Genomic DNA, 17,994 nt, shown 5'->3' with positions numbered 1-17,994 from the left:
GGGCCCGGCGGCCGCCAGGCCGACGATGGCCCGCACAAGCCCGCCCGGTCAGGGCCGGTCGGCGAGGGCCTTGGCCAGGGTCTCGGCCAGGTGGTGGGAGGGGCGGTCGGTGAGTTGGGTGATCTGGGTGCGGCAGGAGTAGCCGTCCGCCAGGACGACCGCGTCGGTGGGGGCGGCGCGCAGGGCGGGGAGGAGTTGGTCTTCGGCGCAGGCGACCGAGACGTCGTAGTGGCCCTTCTCGAAGCCGAAGTTGCCGGCCAGGCCGCAGCAGCCGGCGGACAGTGAGCCGGTGAGGCCGGCGTGTTCGCGGAGGCGGCGGTCGGGGGCGTCGCCGAGGACGGCGTGTTGGTGGCAGTGGGTCTGGCCGACGACCGGGCGGTCGACGCGGGGTGGGGTCCAGTCGGGCGCGTACTGCTCAAGCGTCTCGGCGAACGTCCTGACCAGGGTGGCGAGTCGGGCGGCGCGTGGGTCGTCGGGGAGGAGTTCGGGGACGTCGGTGCGCAGGGCCGCCGCGCAGGGCGGTTCGAGGACGGTGACGGGGAGGTCGGCGGCGAGGGCCGGCGCCAGCCGGTCGAGGGTGCGGCGGGCCACCGCGCGGGCCTGGTCGAGTTGGCCGGTGGTGACGTAGGTGAGGCCGCAGCACACGGCCCGCCGCGGCACGGTGGGCCGCAGGCCGGCCGCCGTGAGAACGGTGGCGGCCGCGTGGCCGGCGGCCGGGGCCAGGTGGTTGGTGAAGGTGTCGGGGAAGAGGACGACGGGCCGCCCCGAGGAGGCGGCGGACGGCGCGGGGCGCCAGGTGCGGGTGAAGGGGGCGGCGGCCAGCGGCGGGATATCGCGTTCCGGGGCGATGCCGCCGAGGCGTTTGGCGAGGGCGGCCAACGGGCCCAGAGAAGAGAGGGAGTTGGCGAGCGGCGCGACGCGGAGCGTCGAGGCCAGGGCGAGCCAGCGCGGCAGCCGGCCCATCGCGTAGTGGGCGGCGGGGCGGCGGCGGCCCGCGTAGTGGTGGTGCAGGAACTCCGCCTTGTAGGTGGCCATGTCGACGCCGACCGGGCAGTCGCTGCGGCAGCCCTTGCAGGAGAGGCAGAGGTCGAGCGCGTCCCGCACCTCGGGCGACCGCCAGCCGTCCGTGATCACCTCGCCGAGCAGCATCTCGTGCAGCAGCCTGGCCCGGCCCCTGGTGGAGTGCGTCTCGTCGCGGGTGGCCCGGAAGGAGGGGCACATCACGTCGGAGCCCGGGGTGGTGACCCGGCAGCGGGCCACGCCGACGCAGCGGCGGACGGCGGCCGAGAAGTCGCCGTCGTCGTGCGGGTAGGAGAAGGCCAACGGGCCGGGTTTCACCGGGAGTCCGGTGAAGCGCAGGTTCGCGTCGAGCGGGGCGGGGCGGGCCAGGACGCCCGGGTTGAGGCCGCCGTCCGGGTCCCACAGGTCCTTGAACTCGCCGAAGACGCCGACGAGTTCGTCCCCGTACATGCGGGGCAGCAGCTCGGCGCGGGCCAGCCCGTCGCCGTGCTCGCCGGAGAGCGAGCCGCCGTGCGCGGCGACCAGGTCGGCCAACTCCCCGCTGAACTCGCGGAACCTGGCGATGCCGGGCGGGGTGAGCAGGTCGAAGTCGATGCGGATGTGGATGCAGCCGTCGCCGAAGTGGCCGTACGGCGCGCCGCGCAGCCCGTGGTCGCGCAACAGCCCCCGGAACTCCCGGAGATAGGCGCCGAGCCGGGCCGGCGGCACCGCGCAGTCCTCCCATCCTGGCCACGCCTCGCCGCCGTCCGGCAGCCGGGTGGCGGTGCCCGAGGCGTCCTCCCGCACCCGCCACAGCGCGCGCTGCCCGGCCGGGTCGGTGACCACCTTCCAGCCGGTGAGGTCGGCGCCGGCCGCCCGGCCGATGGTCTCGGCGGCCGCGCGCGCCTCGGCCGGGTCGGCGCCGCCGGTCTCGACGAACAGCCAGGCGCCGCCCGCCGGCAGCACGCCGAGCGCGGCCTCGCCGACCAGGTCGGCGGCCATGCCCTCGACGGTCAGCGGCCCGAACGCGAGCAGCCCGGCGGCCGCCTCGGCCGCGGCCGACTCGTCCGGGTAGCCGAGCACCGCGAGGGCCCGCGCGGCCGGCGCCGGCACCAGCCGCATCGTGGCCGCGGTGAGCACGCCGAGAGTTCCCTCGCTGCCGGTGAAGGCGCGGGCCCAGTCGCGGCCCTTCTCCGGGAGGAGTTCGTCGAGCGCGTAGCCGGAGATCCGGCGCGGCAGTTCCGGGTAGCCGGTGCGGAGCAGCGCGAGCCGGTCGGCGACCAGCGTCTCGACGGCCGAGCGCAGCGGCGCCGGCACCTCGCGGCCGCCGCGGGCCAGCCGGGCCTGGTCGCCGCGGTAGGTGAGGACGTCGAGTTCGAGGGTGTTGTCGGCGGTGGTGCCCCAGGCGACGGAGTGCGAGCCGCAGGCGTTGTTGCCGATCATGCCGCCGATGGTGCAGCGGCTGTGGGTAGAGGGGTCGGGGCCGAAGGTGAGGCCGTGCTCGGCGGCCGCGTCGCGCAGCGTGTCGCAGACGACGCCCGGCTGGACGACGGCGGTGCGGGCCTCGGGGTCGACGGCCAGCACCCGGTTCATGTGGCGGGTGAAGTCGAGCACCACGCCGGTGCCGGTGGCCTGTCCCGCGATGCTGGTGCCGCCGCCGCGCGGCACCACCGGGGTGCCGTGCGCCCGGCAGACGGCGAGCGCGGCGGCGACGTCGTCGGCGTCGCGCGGGGCGACGACCCCGACCGGGACCCGCCGGTAGTTGGAGGCGTCCATGGTGACCAGCGCCCGGCCGGCCGCGTCGAAGTCGACCTCGCCGCGGACCGTGGCCCGCAGCGCGGCGGCCAGTTCCGTCGCCCCGGCCGGACTCGCGGCCGCCACCTCCCGCCCCGACGGCCCCTGTCCCGACTGCCCGTGCCCCGACTGCCCCTGTCCAAAATGATGGCGCATGACCACAGCCTGCCCGCTACGACAGCTGGAATCGATCGTCAGCGACGGGAAACGCCCATCGAACACACAGAAATGACACGCGAGACAGGAACGGTCTTCATACCAGATCCATACCTGACGTCTCATCCCACGGTGGGAAGTCACCTATAGTGTGGGCGAATTGAACAGGTCCCCGTCAGCGAGGTCCCGGGTGATGACAGCGCAGATACCTCCGCACCTCCGGGCGGTGCGCCCCCCGCTCCGGCCGGTTGTGATCGCCCTGCTCGGCTCGGCCGTCGTCACCGGCGCCGGCTGGGCGGCGGCCCTCGCCGAGGCTCCGGAGTCCTTCCGCACGTCCCTGGTCTGGGGCGGCGGCGCCGCGGCGCTCGTACTGTGCGCGGCGGTGACCACCGCCGTGGCCCAGGCCGGCCGCTACCGGCTGCTGCGGGAGCGGGTGCTGGCGCACGAGGGGACCATCGCCCGGTTCGTCGACACCTCGGTGCCCCGGCTGGTGGAGCGGCTGCACGGCGGCGCCTCGGCCGAGACGGCGATCACGGCCGTCGAGCGGCCCGACGACATCCAGACCCAGCGCGTGATGCGCACCATGGCCGAGGAGATCGCCCGCAGCGAGGCCACCAAGGCCGCCGCCATGGCGGCCTGCGCCAACGCCGCGGGGCGCATGCAGGCGCTGTCCACCAGCATGCTGGCCAGCCTCCGCGAGATGGAGCACCGGCACACCGACGACGACGTGTTCGAGGACCTGCTGCACCTCGACCACCGCACCGCCCAGGCCGGCCGGCTCGCCGACAGCATCGCGGTGCTCACCGGCGCCAGGTCGGGCCGCCGCTGGGGCAAGCCGATCGTGATGGAGAGCGTGCTGCGCGGCGCCATGGGCCGGATCGGCGGCTACCAGCGGGTCAGGCTGCACTCCGCGGTCGGCGTCGCCGTCGCCGGCCACGCCGCCGAGGGCGTGATGCACGCGCTGGCCGAACTGATGGACAACGCGGCCAACTTCTCGCCGCCCAACGCCGAGGTGCACGTCTACGCCGAGGAGGTCCCCGCCGGCATCGTCGTCACCGTCGAGGACAGCGGCCTGGTGATGAGCGAGGTGGCGCTGCGCCGCGCCGAACGCGCCGTCTCCAGCGAGGCCCTCGACCTGACCACGCTCTCCGGCACCCGCCTCGGCCTCGCCGTGGTCGGCGTGCTGGCCCGCAAGCACGGCCTCTCGGTCTCCTTCCGGCCCTCCGCGCGCGGCGGCACCGGCGCCCTGCTGATGATCCCGCAGGACCTCGTCACCCGCCCCAGGGCCGAGCGGCTCGACGACCAGGACACCGCCTCCCGGCGCGGCCAGACCGTCAAGCTGCGCCCCTCGGGCGACGGCACCCCACCCCGCGCCAGCGCGGTGGCCCTGTCGGCCGGCGAAGGAGCCGTCACCGACGAGCCGCGCGCCACCCCGGAGCACGCGCCGGCCAGTGACGGCGGCGTCACCGAGACCGGCGGCCTGCCGCAGGTCAACGAGGCCGGGCTGCCCAAGCGCCGCCGCGGCCGCACCCTGGCGAAGGCGCACCCCGAGGGCCTCGGCCAGCAGCGCCCGGCGCCCACCCGCGGCCCGTCCCCCGCCGAGTCCGGCACCCGCTTCAGCGCCTTCCGGCAGGCGGCCCTGGGGCAGAGCAGGCCCCCGACGCAAGACGAGACAATGGCCGAAGGTGCGGCCGGAACACCGGCCGCACCAAGGAACAGCACCGCCCACACCGCCAACAAACCGGAGGACGACACCCCTTGACCTCCTCCCCCTCGTGAACGAGGAGGATTCCGGACCTCGCGGACCGGATCTTTCTGCTTCACGGCCCGTTGCCGCCTGGGGTTACCAGCGAAGGGACGGTGTACCGCCCACGGTCTTACACACGCTCCACAGACCTGACTTCCCGCCAGCCCGGCGGTAGACCACCGAGGCTTGGTTCTCACCGCGGCGACCTCGTCACCCTACCAGAGCACTCCGCAGCAACGCCGCTACGCTCCGTTAAGAACACGCCAGAGATATGCTAGCTCCCCCGGCTGACACCGGGGGTCTCCAGGCAACACAAGGAGAGTTCCCATGACCGCTCCATCCACGGGGGCCCGCCACGACCGGGCGGGCACCGGCGCCGCGGACGAGAAGCTCGACTGGCTGCTGGAGAACCTGCTCACCCGCACGCCGGGGGCCAGGCACGCGCTCGTCCTCTCCCGGGACGGCCTCAAGCTCTGTCGCACCCCCGAGCTCTCCGAGGACCAGGCCGACCAGCTGGCCGCCATCTCGGCCGGCATCCAGAGCCTGTCGCACGGCGCGTCGATCGAGTTCGGCGACGGCAGCGGCGGCGTCCGGCAGTCCATGACGGAGTTCTACGGCGGCATCCTGTTCATCGTCGAGGCGGGCGACGGCGCCCATCTGGCGATCGTGGCCGACGAGAGCGCCGACGTCGGGCTCATCGGCCACAACATGAACGAGCTCGTGGAGCAGTTGGGCGAGTACCTGAGCGCGCCGCCCCGGCACGCCACCGGCGACGGCCAGGACGGCCAGGACGGCCCGGACGGCGAGGACGGCGAATCGGCATGAGCCGCCGGGGCCGGGACGAGGATCCCGACCGGCTGTACACGCTCACCAGGGGGCGCAGCCGGGCGTCGGCCGGCTTCGACCTGGTCACGCTCGTGGTGAGCGAGTCCGAGCCGGTGCCCGGCATGCAGTCGGAGCACCGCAGGATCCTGCGGCTGTGCCGCTACCCCACCGCCGTGGTGGAGTTGGCGGCCGATCTCAGGCTGCCCGTCACCATCGTCCGGATCATGCTGAGCGACCTGCTCGACCAGGGCCTCATCAGCGCTCGTCACCCCCATACCTCCGCCGGCCGGGCGGACGGTCTCCCCGACTCCCAACTCCTTGAGCAGGTGCTCGTTGGACTCCGCAACCTCTGACCCGCCCGCCGCGCGCAGCCACCTGGGCAGCCAGGCGAGCAACGGCCTCAAGATCGTGATCGTCGGCGGCTTCGGCGTCGGCAAGACCACCATGGTCCGCTCCGTCAGCGACATCAGGCCGCTGAACACGGAGGAGATCATGACGAGGGCCGGCCAGGAGGTGGACGACCTCACCGGGGTGACGGGCAAGACGTCCACCACCGTCGCCTTCGACTTCGGGCGCATCAGCCTCAACGAGAAGACGGTGCTCTACCTCTTCGGCGCGCCGGGCCAGGAGCGGTTCTGGTTCCTGTGGGACCGGCTGTTCTCCGGCACGCTCGGCGCGGTGGTGCTGGTGGACACCAGGCGGCTCCAGGACTCCTGGTACGCGATAGACCGGCTCGAGCACCACGGCACCCCGTTCGTGGTGGCCCGCAACGACTTCGGCGGCCCGGCCCACACCCACGAGCAGATCCGCGACGCGCTCGACCTGCCGGCCGAGGTGCCGATGATCGACTGCGACGCCAGGTCCCGGGCGTCGAGCAAGAACGTGCTGATCGAGCTCGTGACCCACCTGTACCGGCTGTCCACGGCGCGCGAGGGCGCCCGCGCGCCCGTCCCCGGGGCCGTGGGATGACCGTGCCGACCCGCTCCTTAGCGCCGGGCGCGGTGCCGTTCGACACGGAGCGCTTCCACACCGACCCGGTCTCCCTCTACCGGGAGCTGCGGCACCGGCACGGCTCGGTGGTCCCGGTGCTGCTGCCCGGGGACATCCCGGCCTGGCTGGTCATCGGCTACCAGGAGGTGCACCGGGTCACCTCCGACCCGGAGACCTACACCCGCGACGCGACGCACTGGAACCAGTGGGCGAGCGTGCCCGTCGACTGGCCGCTGCTGCCGCTCGTCGGCCGCCCCGGCAGCGCGACGGCGCGGCCCTTCGGCGGCGGGCGGGCCGCGCACCGGGCCGCCGTGCTCGGCGAGGCGTTGGAGGCGGTGGAGCCGGGCGAGCCGCGCCGGCACGCGGAACGGATCGCCGACGCGCTGATCGACGCGTTCTGCCGGGACGGGCGGGCTGAGCTGGTCGCCGAGTACGCGGCCCGGCTGCCGATCCTGGTGCTCGCCGAGCTGTGCGGGCTCGCCGAGGACGAGACCCCCGACCTGGTCCGCGCGCTCCGCTCCGGGGCGGCCGGGGACCGGGTCACCGCGCTGATGCGGCGGCTGCTCGCCCGCCGGCGGGCGACGCCGGGCGCCGACGTGGCGTCCAGGATGCTGGCCGCGGCCGGCGACGGGGAAGAGGCCGAGCTCGCCGAGACCGAACTCGCCGAAGATCTGGCGGCGCTGTGCGCGGCCGGCCACCTGCCGACCGCCGACTGGCTCGGCAGCACGCTGCGGCTGATGCTGACCGACCCCCGCTACGCCGCGCCAGAGGCCGGCGGCCGGCTCGGCGTGGACCGGGCGATGAACGAGGTGCTGTGGCGGGACACCCCGACGCAGAACGTCGTCGGCCGCTGGGCCACCCGCGACGCCCAACTCGGGCCACGCCGGCTGCGCGCCGGCGATCTGCTGCTGCTCGGCCTCCAGGGCGCCAACGGCGATCCGCTGGTGCACGGCACCAGCGCGCCGGCCGCGACGGCGGCCGCGTTCTACGGGCTCGCCGGGCTGGTGAGCGAACCGGAGCCGGTGCCCGAGCCGGCCCTCGGCGGGCCGGCCAACAGCGCCTACCTCTCCTTCGGGCACGGCGAGCGCCGCTGCCCGTTCCCGGCCCAGGAGATCGCCGAGACGATCACCAGGACCGGCGTCGAGGTGCTGCTCGACCGGCTGCCGGACGTCGAGCCGTCGATCGCGGCCGCGGAGTTGACCCACCACCCGTCGCCCTGGCAGCGCGGCCCGACGGCCCTGCCGGTGCGCTTCACGCCGATGCCGACATCCCGCTGACCAGCGGCCGTCAAGCCGCCGTCAGGCTGACGAGGTACACCAGATGTGCGGTACGGGCGTGGAGGGGCTACGCTCCGGCCGTGGCCGATATCCAGATTCCCGCTGACATCAAGCCCGCCGACGGCCGGTTCGGTTCCGGCCCCTCCAAGGTGCGCACCGAGGCGCTGAACGCCCTGGCCGCGACCGGGAGCTCGCTGCTCGGCACCTCCCATCGTCAGGCCCCCGTGAAGGACCTGGTCGGCCGGGTGCGCGCCGGGGTGCGCGAGCTGTTCTCGCTGCCCGAGGACTACGAGGTCGTGCTGGGCAACGGCGGCTCCACCGCCTTCTGGGACGTGGCGACGCACGGCCTGATCGAGGCCAAGTCGCAGCACCTGTCGTTCGGGGAGTTCTCCTCGAAGTTCGCCAAGGCCGCCAGCAAGGCCCCGTGGCTCGACGAGCCGACGGTCATCACCGCGACGCCGGGCACCCACCCGCAGCCGCGGGCCGAGCGCGGCGCGGACGCCTACGGTCTGACCCACAACGAGACCTCCACCGGCGTGGCGGCCCCGATCGCCCGGGTGCCGGGCGCCGACCAGGGCTCGCTGGTGCTGGTGGACGCCACCTCGGGCGCGGGCGGCCTGCCGGTCGACATCACCGAGTCCGACGTCTACTACTTCGCGCCGCAGAAGTCCTTCGCGGCCGACGGCGGCCTGTGGGTCGCGGTGTTCTCGCCGGCGGCGATCGCCAGGGCCGAGCGGATCGCGGCCTCCGGCCGGCACATCCCGGAGTTCTTCTCGCTGCCGACCGCCATCGACAACTCGCGGAAGAACCAGACCTACAACACCCCGGCGCTGGCCACGCTGTTCCTGCTCAACGAGCAGCTGGAGTGGATCAACGGCCAGGGCGGCCTGTCCTGGGCCACCGAGCGCACCGCCGACTCGGCGTCCCGCCTCTACGGCTGGGCGGACAAGGCCGAGTACGCCAGCCCGTTCGTCACTGACCCGACGCAGCGCTCGCAGGTCGTCGGCACGATCGACTTCGTCGACGAGGTGGACGCCGCCGCCGTCGCCAAGGCCCTGCGGGCCAACGGCGTGGTGGACACCGAGCCCTACCGCAAGCTGGGCCGCAACCAGCTGCGCGTCGCGATGTTCCCGGCCGTCGACCCGGCCGACGTGGAGGCCCTGACCCGCTGCGTCGACTACGTGATCGAGCGGCTGTAGCAGGGCGTTGCGGCGGGGGCCGCTCGGCGGCCCCCGCCGTCGTTTCTCATCGGACGTAGCGCTTGAGGATCTCCGTGTCCAGCGTGATGTCCACCGGCGCGGGGATCGTGACGGGCTCGCCGAACCCGATCCTGTGAGTGTCCCGGTAGTGGCCATGCTCGGGGCCGCTGTGCACGGTGACCGTCGAGTCGTCCCGGTCGATCAGCAGGTAGATCGGGATGCCGACGGCGGCGTACGCGGCCGGCTTCTCGTGGCGGTCGCGTCGGTCGGTGTCACCGTCGTAGGAGGTGATCTCCACGACCATGAGCGTCCCCTCGGGATCCGCCCACTCGCCCTGTCCGGCGAAGTGCGCGACCGGCGCCAGAACGCCGTCGGGCTTGGCCCGACCCTTGCGGTACTCCTCGACGATCAGCCCTTGCTCCGGGTGCAGGTCGAGGTCAGGACGGGCCTGAATGCACTGTCGAATCAACCACATGACCATGGTCGAGTGATTGCCGTCAGGCATCTTCTTCACCTCGATACGTCCGTTGATGAACTCAAGCAGGACGGTCTCGGGTGCTGCCGAGGCGATCTCCTCGAACTCCTCCACCAGCATCTGCGGCCTGTGTGTCGACATGATCGTCACGGACACCTCCTTTCTGAGAAACAGCATGCCCTGCGGGCTGCCGGGATGGCCATCGGCCGGCCCGGCAGCCCGCTCTGATCAACGTCCCGACGCCGCCCGGGATACGGCCGACCGGGTGACTACCGGCCCAGGGCCTGGTAGCGGCGGACCGCCAGCGGCAGGAAGACGGCCGTGATGACGAGCGGCCAGACGACGGACATCAGCAGGGCGTGCTGTTCTATCCAGCTGTCGCCGGCCGTGGTGGGGAGGCCGAAGAGGTCGCGGATGGCGGTGGCGGTGGAGGAGACCGGGTTCCACATGGCGATCGCGCCGAGCCAGTCCGGCATCATCGACGGCGGGGTGAAGACGCTGGAGATCATCCCGAACGGGAAGGCGACCGCGAACAGGTTGCCGGCGGCCTCCTGGTTGGGGACGAGCAGCCCGAGGTAGACGCCGATCCAGATCAGCGCGAACCGCAGCAGGAGCAGCAGCAGGAAGGCGTAGACGGTCTCGACGAGCGAGCCGTCCGAGCGCCAGCCGATGGCCAGCGCGATCAGGGCCATCACGGCGAGGTCGATGCTGGCGTGCAGCACGTCGGCCACACCGCGGCCCGCGACCACGGCCGAGCGGGCCATCGGCATCGACCGGAAGCGGTCGATCACGCCGCGGTCCTTCTCGACCACCACCGCCATCGCCGTGTTCATGAAGCCGAAGGCCATGGTCATGGCGAACATGCCGGGCATCACGAAGGTGGTGTAGTCCTGGTCGCCGCCGACGTCCATGGCGCTGCCGAAGACGTAGACGTAGAGCAGCACGGAGACGATGGGGAAGCCGAGCTGCCAGGCGATCATGGACGGCTGCTTCGCCAGGTGGCCGAGTTCGCGTCGGACGATGGTCCAGCAGTCGACGACCGCCCAGTGGAGGCGGCGGTCGTCCTCCTCGATGGTCGCGCTCATACCGCGTTCTCCTTCGCCTTCTCGTCGCTCGGCCGGTCGCCCGGCTCGTCGCTCGGCTGGTCGCTCGGATCGCCGGTCAACCGCAGGAACACCTCGTCGAGGGTGGGCCGGCGGAGCCCGATGTCCAGGACTGCGGCGCCGGCGTCCTGGAGTTCGCGGGCCACCTCGGTCAGGGCCTTGACGCCCTCGGTCACCGGCGCGTGGACCCGGAGCTCGGCCTCGTCCGTCTCGGGTGGGCGGCCGCCGGCCGCCACCCTGGCCACCGCGCCGGCGGCGAGCGGCAGGTCGGCCGGGTCGGCGAGCACCACCTCGACGCGGTCGCCGCCGACGGCCCGCTTGAGCCCGGCGGGGGTGTCCTCGGTGATCTTCCGGCCCTGGTCGATGACGCAGATCCAGTCCGAGAGCTTGTCGGCCTCGTCCAGGTAGTGGGTGGTGAGCAGGACGGTGGTGCCGGTGGCGGTCAGCCCCCGGACGGCGTCCCAGACCTCGCGCCGCCCGCGCGGGTCGAGCCCGGTGGTCGGCTCGTCGAGGAACAGCACCTCGGGCGCCAGGATCATGCTGGCCGCCAGGTCGAGCCGGCGCCGCATGCCGCCGCTGAACGTCTTCACCTGCTTGTCGGCGGACTCCACCAGGCTGAACTGTTCCAGCAGCTCCTCGGCCCTGGCCTGGGCCGCCGGGTGGCCGAGGTGGAAGAGCCGGCCGAACATCCGCAGGTTCTGCCGGGCGGTCAGGATCTCGTCGACGGCCGCGTGTTGTCCGGTGAGGCCGATGCGGCGGCGCACCAGGTCGGGCCGGCGGACCACGTCGTGGCCGCCGACCTCGGCCCGGCCGCCGTCCGGCCGCACCAGCGTGGACAGCATCCGGACCGACGTCGTCTTGCCCGCGCCGTTCGGCCCGAGCAGGCCGCACACGGTGCCGCGCCGCACCCGCAGGTCGAGCCCGTCGACGGCCGTCTTGTCGCCGTAGCGCTTGCTGAGCCCCTCGGCGATCACGGAGTACTCGCCGGCTTCGGTAGCCGCTGTCATGTTCCCCCTCCAGTGGTCATCTCGTCGCGTCCCGCCAGTGTAGCCGTCGCTGCGTACGCCGTACCCAGTATTTTCTCGTGAGGCCGCCACACGTAGAATCACCAGGCATGACGTCGGCAGCACACAGCGGACGCGGTGACATCAGCCGCAGCCTCGACCTGATGTGGCGCGGCCGCGAGCCGTCCGCCAGGGGCCCCAAGCCGGGGCTGACCCTGGAGCGCATCGTCGAGGCGGCCGTCGAACTGGCCGACCGGGACGGCATCGCCGCCCTCTCCATGCGGAACGTGGCCACGGCGCTCGGCGTCGGCACCATGTCCCTCTACCGGTACGTGCCGGGCAAGAGCGAGCTGCTCGACCTGATGCTCGACCACGTCGAGGCGCCGGGACCCGACGCGGCGGAGCGGAGCGGCGAGGACTGGCGCGCCATGCTGCAAACGGTCGGCGAGCGCAGCTACCGGCTCTTCCTGCGGCACCCCTGGCTGCTCCAGGTCAACCAGGCCAGGCCGCTGCTCGGCCCCAACGCGCTGCTGAACTTCGAGTTCACGCTGACCGCGCTGGACGGCCTCGGGCTGACCAGCCAGGAGAAGATCGGCCTGATCACCACCCTGGACGCGTACGTCAGCGGCCTGGCGCGCCAGCACGTGCTGACGGCCCAGGCCAACGAGGAGGCCGAGCTGTCCGCGGAGGAGTTCTGGGCGGCGCAGGGCCCGGTGATGGCGTTGGCGTACGAGAGCGGCGCCTACCCGCAGGTGTTCGCGCTCGATCCGGAGACGTTCTCCGTGGAGAGCCACGAGTACACGGTGCGGTTCGGCCTCGCCCGGCTGTTCGACGGCTTCGAGGCGTTCATCGCGACGCGGAGCGGTGGCGCCGACAGCTGACGGCGGCGCCGCCGACGGCTGACCGTCGTCAGGCGCCCCGGCGGCGCCCGCCGCCGCCTCGGCGGCCCAGCCTGAACAGCCACCCGAGCAGCGCGACACCGCCCACCACCGCCGCCACCACGGGCAGTGAGAGGGAGCCCTCCTCGCCGTCCGGATCGCCGGCCGCCGCGTCCCCGCCGCCCGTGCCGTCCCGCCGCCCCTCGCCGTCCTCGGCGCTCGCGCCCGCGTCCTCGTCGCGCGCCGAGTCGGGCAGCAGCTCGCCCTCCAGCTCCACCGGCTCGACCGCGCTGCCCGCGCCCTCGGTGCCGAACATCAGCGTGCGGCCGTCCGGCGTGAACGTGACCGACTCGCCCTGCTGTTGGACCGGCGGGAACAGGCTGCGCTCGATGGGCTCGGGCCCGGCGTCCGTCCAGCGGAACATCCGGGCCACGAAGTAGCCGCGCAGCATCAGCCGCGAGCCGTCGGGCGAGAAGGCGCCGTCCGTCACCCAGACGCCGATGTCGGCCGTCCGCTCGAAGGTGTTGACGCCCTCGGCGGAGAGCTCGGCCGGGCCGGCGTAGAGCGCCGCCGTGCCGTCGTCCTTCTTGCTGACGAGGTAGACCTGGCCGGTCACCGGATGCACCATCAGCGCCTCGGCGTCGCGCGGCCCGTCGTCGTAGGTGACGGTGTACACGGTCGGCGTGACCGTGGCGTCGGCCAGCTCCGCCGGCTCGGGGAAGCGGTAGATCCACACCTCGGGCCAGCCGCCGTCGAAGTTGTCGCCGATGTCGCCGACGTAGACGTCGCCGTCGGGGCCGATCGAGATCGCCTCCATGTCCCGCGCCTCGACGCCCTGGAGGGTGACGGTGGCGACCGTCTCCCCCGTGGTGCCGTCCACCGCGTAGACGTTGGGGCCCGCCGGGTCCTGGTCGTTGTGCGTCCAGTAGACGTCCGGGTGTCGAGGGCTCGCCGCCAGGCCGCTCGACTCGGTGATCCGGGGGTCGTCGATGGTGAACGAGGGCGGCGCGTCGGCCGCCGCGACCCCGGGCGTCGCCGCCGCCAGCAGGAGTCCCGCGCCGACGACGAGGGCGCGGCGGGCGGTGGTCGAACGCGGAGCGTTCCAGGTTGGCATAGGCCAAGCCTGCCATCCCCCTGTGTGACGGTGACATGGCACGTTGCGATTTGTCGAATGATCTGTCGAACTGCGCTCAGCAACCTTGTGGCCACACATCGCAACCTCTAAGGTCGCTGTCCATGACTACCGCACACGGCCGGGCCGTGGCGACCGCGGATCCGATCACCGCCGATCGCCCTCCGATCATCCCCACCTTGGCCGCCCTGGCCGGATCGATCACGGCGATATCCGGATCGTTAATGGACTGGTCGACCGTCGAGCACGCCCAGTGGGGCACCAGCCACGTCGCCGGCCTCGACGTCGACGGCCTCTACACCCTCAGCGCCTCGATCCTCGCCGCACTGCTGCTGATCGGTGGGCTGCTCAGCAAGCGCGCCCTCGTCGTCCTGTTCGCGGCCGTGCCCTCGGTGGTCAGCATCGGCCTCGCGCTCCGCACCCTCGCCGATCCCGAGCAACTCGCCCGCACCTACCTCGCCGACGAGATGGGCGCCTCGGGCGAGCGCGCCCAGCAACTGCTCGACTCGCTCGTCGAGTTCTCGACCACCACCGGCCCCTGGATCGTGCTGGCCGGCGCCGGGCTCGCCTCGCTCGGCGCGGTGGTCGCCGGTGCCCGCGGCTTCAACGGAAGGCGCCGTTCCGAACCGACAGGTTGAGCGCATCGCGAGAACATTGCGCGAAGGATTGTCAGCAACAGGCGACAAATCGGACGATCACGTTGCGGCGGCCGGTACGGCTCCGTACGGTCGCTGCACGTGACTGGTTTCGGACAGACAGAGCCGGCCAGGCCGTCGACCGTGCCGCCTGCGGGGGGCGGCGCGGCAGGCGCGCCGGGCGCGCCGCCGCTCTACGTCGCCCTCGTAGGCACCCTGTTCGCCGCCGTCGGCTCCTTCCTCGCCTTCTCCACCTTCGACGCGGGCGGCGGCCAGGAGAGCAGCATCGGCCTGCGCGGCGACGGCGTCTACACGCTGACCGCGGGACTGAAGGCGTCGGGCCTGCTGGTCGCCGGACTCATCGCCAGGAAGGCCCGGTTCCAGCTCACGCTCTGGGCCGCCCTGCCGACCCTCGCCGTCCTCTTCTTCGCCCTCCTCAACCTGGCGAACCCGGAGCGCGCGGTGACGTCCGAACTCCAGAAGAAGGCGGGCCTGTCCGGCGCCGAGGCCGACCGGGCGGTGGCGCTCCTCGACGTCTCGGCGGGCGTCGGCGTCTGGCTGGTTCTGATCGGTGGGCTGGTCTGCCTCGGCTCGATCGCCCTCGTCGCGGCGCGGTCCCGCCGGCGCTGACCGCCGCCGGGGCCGACAACATCCCTGCTGACACCCCCCGGCCGGGCGCCGCGCCCCACTTGCCTGGAGCGCACTCCACGGCGTTGGCTGGCCCCATGAAGTACACACAGCTCGGACGCACCGGACTCAAGGTCAGCCGACTGGTCCTCGGGACCATGAACTTCGGGCCGCTCACCGACGAGGCGGACAGCCACAGCATCATGGACGCGGCCCTGGACGCCGGGGTCAACTTCTTCGACACCGCCAACGTGTACGGGTGGGGCGAGAACAAGGGGCGCACCGAGGAGATCATCGGCTCCTGGTTCGCCAAGGGCGGCGACCGCCGCGACAAGGTCGTGCTCGCCACCAAGGTCTACGGCGACATGAGCGCCGAGAACAACGGCTGGCCCAACCACGACCGGCTCTCGGCCCTCAGCATCCGCCGCGCCGTCGACGCCAGCCTCCGCCGGCTGCGGACCGACCACATCGACCTCTACCAGTTCCACCACGTCGACCGGAACACGCCGTGGGACGAGATCTGGCAGGCCATGGACGTGCTGGTGGCCCAGGGCAAGATCCTCTACGCCGGCTCGTCCAACTTCGCCGGCTGGCACATCGCGGGCGCCAACGAGGCGGCCGCCAGGCGCGGTTCGCTCGGCCTGGTCAGCGAGCAGTGCCTCTACAACCTGGCCGAGCGGCGCGCCGAGATGGAGGTCGTCCCGGCGGCCGAGCACTACGGGCTCGGCGTCATCCCGTGGTCCCCGCTGCACGGCGGGCTGCTCGGCGGCGCGCTCCGCAAGGAGCGGGAGGGCGGCGGCAGCCGCAGCACCGGCGGCCGGTCGGCCGACGCGCTGGCCGACCCCAAGACCAGGGAGCGGATCGGCGCCTACGAGGACCTGCTCGACAAGCACGGCCTGGCGCCTGGCGAGGCCGCCCTGGCCTGGCTGCTGACCCGCCCGGGCGTCACCGGGCCGATCGTCGGCCCCCGGGTGCGCGAGCAGCTCGACTCGGCCGTGCGGGCGGTCGAACTCGAGCTGGCCGACGAGCTGTTGACCCAGCTCGACGACATCTTCCCGGGCCCGGGCGCCTCCCCGGAGGCGTTCGCCTGGTGACCGGGTGATCGGGTGATCGGGTGCGAGGCCGGCCTGCCGGCCGGGTAGCGGGTTGGCCACGGCAGGGCTATGGTCTGGGACGGCGTGCTTGGGAGCGCTCCTAGAACGGTTCGGACGGCGGTGTGCGGCGGGTGGAACCGCCGCCATCGCCGACTCCCCCTCTGGAGGCCCCATGCGTTCCATCCGCGCCCTGCCCTCGCTGCTGATCGCGGCGGTCTGCGCCCTGCTGGTGTCCGTGGCACCGGCCGTGTCAGCCGCGCCGACGGCGGTCGCCGCCTGCACCACCGACGGCTTCTGCGACGACTTCGAGAGCCAGACCGGCGGCCAGCCCTCGGGGCGTTGGGCCGTCCAGTTCCCCGACTGTTCCGGCACCGGATCCGCCGCCGTGGACACCGCCGTCGCCCACACCGGCAGCCGCTCGCTCCGCGTCAACGGCGGCACCGGCTACTGCAACCACGTCTTCGTCGGCACCACGCTGAACGACGTCGCCACCGACTCCGGCCTCTACGTGCGCTTCTGGGTCAGGCACTCCACCGCGCTGCCGACGCAGCACGTCACGTTCCTGGAGATGACGGACGCCGCCGACGGCGGTCGGGCCCTGCGGATGGGCGGCCAGAACGCGGCCCTCCAGTGGAACCGGGAGTCGGACGACGCCACGCTGCCTGAGCAGAGCCCGGCCGGGGTCGCGCTCAGCAGGCCGCTGCCGGTCGGGGCGTGGTCCTGCGTCGAGTACCAGCTGACGCCGGGGGCCGGCCTGTTGCGGACCTGGCTCGACGGCACGCCCGTGACCGGGCTCGAGGTGGACGGCGTGCCGACGCACGACATCGACGGGCAGTGGCTCAACAGGACCTGGCGCCCCGACCCCGTCGACCTGCGGTTCGGCTGGGAGAGCTACGGGGAGGGTTCCGACACCCTCTGGTACGACGACGTCGCGGTCGGCACGACGCGGGTGGGCTGCTGACCGGTGGCCGCCGGCCGGCTGGTCGCTCGGGTGCCGACCGGCACCTCCGGCTAGCCGACGGCGGCCGCCACCACCACGACGGCCAACAGCGCCACCAGCGCGGCGGTCACGATCCGGTTCCTGGTCCTGGCATCCACCCGTCTAGTATCCGCCCCCATGAGTGGCATAGACATCCGGGCCGGTGGCCCGGCGGACGTCCCCCTGATCCTCGCCATGCTGGACGGCGCCGTGGAGTGGCTGGTGGCCCGCGGCCGGACCGGCCAGTGGGGCACCGAGCCGTGGTCCGCCAGGCCCAAGGCCGTGGACCGGGTCGGCGAGATCGTGGAGTCCGGCACCCCGTGGATCGCCGAGATCGACGGCGTGCCGGCCGGCACGGTCACGCTCACCCCGGAGCCGCCGACGTACGTCGACCCGGTGGAGGAGCCCGAGGTCTACGTCCACCTGCTGGTCACCGACCGCCGCTTCGCGGGCCGCGGCGTGGGCGCCGCCCTGCTGGCCCACTCGGTCGCCGAGGCCCGCCGCCAGGACATCGACCTGCTCCGCGTCGACTGCTACGCCGGCGACGACGGCCGCCTCGTCGCCTACTACCGCGGCCAGGGCTTCCTCCCCGTCCGCCCCTTCACGGTCGGCGAATGGCCGGGCCAACTCCTCGCCCAACGCGTCCTGACGAACGCCCCGGTTTGACCCTGCCGCAGGCACGGACGGTCCGGGCCCGGGCGGTCCGAGCCGGCGCGGGCCGCGGGCCGTGTCGCAGGCACGGACACCCCCGGCCCCGGTGGCCTGGGCCGGCGCCGGGCGGCGGACGGCGGACGGCGGACGGCGGACCAACCCCAGCCGCACTCACACCCGCACGGCCGCCACTCGGCCACAGGCCGGTCGGCACCACCACACGGATGCCGTCCGCTCACGAACCGGCGGAGAGCCAGGCGCCTCGGCCGCGGCGCGCGCAACGTGGAGGGCCGGGCCACCGGCGCGAGCCGCAGGCCGTACCGAAGGACGGACGCCCAGGGCCCGGTCATCCGGGCCAGGGCCAGGGCCGCGGCCGCGCCCAGCGGGGCCTGGGCTGGTGCCGGCGCCGGCCGGCACCGCACCGGCGCG

17 protein-coding genes are annotated in these 17,994 nt (G+C 73.4%); 12 read left to right on the top strand and 5 right to left on the bottom strand.

What is annotated here, in order from left to right:
• Positions 1-48 precede the first annotated feature (48 nt).
• Positions 49-2,949 (bottom strand): FAD-binding and (Fe-S)-binding domain-containing protein, encoded by a 2,901-nt coding sequence (locus ACYVPE_RS26530; protein WP_461036239.1) that lies wholly within the window; start codon positions 2,947-2,949, stop codon positions 49-51.
• A gap of 193 nt (positions 2,950-3,142) precedes the next feature.
• Here ACYVPE_RS26530 and ACYVPE_RS26525 point away from each other — a divergent pair, with 193 nt between their 5' ends.
• The 6 genes from ACYVPE_RS26525 to serC all read left to right on the top strand — a co-directional run bounded on the left by ACYVPE_RS26525 (position 3,143) and on the right by serC (position 8,987).
• Entirely contained in the window at positions 3,143-4,711 is a 1,569-nt protein-coding gene (locus ACYVPE_RS26525; protein ID WP_461036238.1) for a sensor histidine kinase, read from the top strand.
• Between the two features lie 312 nt (positions 4,712-5,023).
• Positions 5,024-5,521 carry a roadblock/LC7 domain-containing protein gene (locus tag ACYVPE_RS26520; RefSeq protein WP_461036237.1) on the top strand — a complete coding sequence of 166 codons (498 nt, stop codon included), beginning with the start codon at positions 5,024-5,026 and terminating at the stop codon, positions 5,519-5,521.
• The gene (locus ACYVPE_RS26515; RefSeq protein ID WP_461036236.1) at positions 5,518-5,874 is read left to right on the top strand and encodes a DUF742 domain-containing protein; all 357 of its coding nucleotides are present in this window, start codon (positions 5,518-5,520) and stop codon (positions 5,872-5,874) included. Before ACYVPE_RS26520 ends, ACYVPE_RS26515 begins: the two co-directional genes overlap by 4 nt.
• Positions 5,855-6,490, top strand: a complete 636-nt coding sequence (locus ACYVPE_RS26510; RefSeq protein ID WP_461036235.1) for a GTP-binding protein — start codon at positions 5,855-5,857, stop codon at positions 6,488-6,490. Before ACYVPE_RS26515 ends, ACYVPE_RS26510 begins: the two co-directional genes overlap by 20 nt.
• Positions 6,487-7,788, top strand: a complete 1,302-nt coding sequence (locus ACYVPE_RS26505) for a cytochrome P450 family protein (protein WP_461036234.1) — start codon at positions 6,487-6,489, stop codon at positions 7,786-7,788. Before ACYVPE_RS26510 ends, ACYVPE_RS26505 begins: the two co-directional genes overlap by 4 nt.
• 80 nt (positions 7,789-7,868) lie before the next feature.
• Positions 7,869-8,987 (top strand): phosphoserine transaminase, encoded by a 1,119-nt coding sequence (serC, locus tag ACYVPE_RS26500; RefSeq protein WP_461036233.1) that lies wholly within the window; start codon positions 7,869-7,871, stop codon positions 8,985-8,987.
• 46 nt (positions 8,988-9,033) lie between these two features.
• Here serC and ACYVPE_RS26495 read toward each other — a convergent pair whose 3' ends face one another.
• The 3 genes from ACYVPE_RS26495 to ACYVPE_RS26485 form a co-directional block, all read right to left on the bottom strand.
• Positions 9,034-9,603 (bottom strand): Uma2 family endonuclease, encoded by a 570-nt coding sequence (locus tag ACYVPE_RS26495; protein WP_461036232.1) that lies wholly within the window; start codon positions 9,601-9,603, stop codon positions 9,034-9,036.
• Positions 9,604-9,731: 128 nt separating this feature from the next.
• Entirely contained in the window at positions 9,732-10,547 is an 816-nt protein-coding gene (locus ACYVPE_RS26490) for an ABC transporter permease (RefSeq protein WP_461036231.1), read from the bottom strand.
• Complete coding sequence (locus ACYVPE_RS26485; protein WP_461036230.1) at positions 10,544-11,572, bottom strand: ATP-binding cassette domain-containing protein; 1,029 nt, start codon at positions 11,570-11,572, stop codon at positions 10,544-10,546. Before ACYVPE_RS26485 ends, ACYVPE_RS26490 begins: the two co-directional genes overlap by 4 nt.
• A gap of 107 nt (positions 11,573-11,679) precedes the next feature.
• Here ACYVPE_RS26485 and ACYVPE_RS26480 point away from each other — a divergent pair, with 107 nt between their 5' ends.
• The gene (locus ACYVPE_RS26480; protein ID WP_461036229.1) at positions 11,680-12,450 is read left to right on the top strand and encodes a TetR/AcrR family transcriptional regulator; all 771 of its coding nucleotides are present in this window, start codon (positions 11,680-11,682) and stop codon (positions 12,448-12,450) included.
• Between the two features lie 28 nt (positions 12,451-12,478).
• On the opposite strand, the gene ACYVPE_RS26475 is transcribed toward ACYVPE_RS26480, so the two are convergent.
• Positions 12,479-13,561 (bottom strand): hypothetical protein, encoded by a 1,083-nt coding sequence (locus ACYVPE_RS26475; RefSeq protein WP_461036228.1) that lies wholly within the window; start codon positions 13,559-13,561, stop codon positions 12,479-12,481.
• A gap of 122 nt (positions 13,562-13,683) precedes the next feature.
• Here ACYVPE_RS26475 and ACYVPE_RS26470 point away from each other — a divergent pair, with 122 nt between their 5' ends.
• The 5 genes from ACYVPE_RS26470 (at position 13,684) to ACYVPE_RS26450 (ending at position 17,580) form a co-directional block, all read left to right on the top strand.
• Complete coding sequence (locus tag ACYVPE_RS26470; RefSeq protein WP_461036227.1) at positions 13,684-14,217, top strand: hypothetical protein; 534 nt, start codon at positions 13,684-13,686, stop codon at positions 14,215-14,217.
• A 99-nt stretch (positions 14,218-14,316) separates the two neighbouring features.
• Positions 14,317-14,844, top strand: a complete 528-nt coding sequence (locus tag ACYVPE_RS26465; protein WP_461036226.1) for a hypothetical protein — start codon at positions 14,317-14,319, stop codon at positions 14,842-14,844.
• 95 nt (positions 14,845-14,939) lie between these two features.
• Positions 14,940-15,935, top strand: coding sequence for an aldo/keto reductase (locus ACYVPE_RS26460; RefSeq protein ID WP_461036225.1), 996 nt, complete (start codon positions 14,940-14,942; stop codon positions 15,933-15,935).
• A gap of 172 nt (positions 15,936-16,107) precedes the next feature.
• Positions 16,108-16,896: a hydrolase gene (locus ACYVPE_RS26455; protein WP_461036224.1), complete on the top strand. Its 789-nt coding sequence runs from the start codon at positions 16,108-16,110 to the stop codon at positions 16,894-16,896.
• A 156-nt stretch (positions 16,897-17,052) separates the two neighbouring features.
• Positions 17,053-17,580, top strand: a complete 528-nt coding sequence (locus ACYVPE_RS26450) for a GNAT family N-acetyltransferase (protein WP_461036223.1) — start codon at positions 17,053-17,055, stop codon at positions 17,578-17,580.
• The last annotated feature ends 414 nt before the right edge of the window (positions 17,581-17,994 follow it).

The sequence above is a fragment of the Streptomyces mayteni genome, assembly GCF_054783955.1.
The sequence above is the reverse complement of the archived record's forward strand: the minus strand, read 5'-3'. Positions and strand labels throughout refer to the sequence as shown.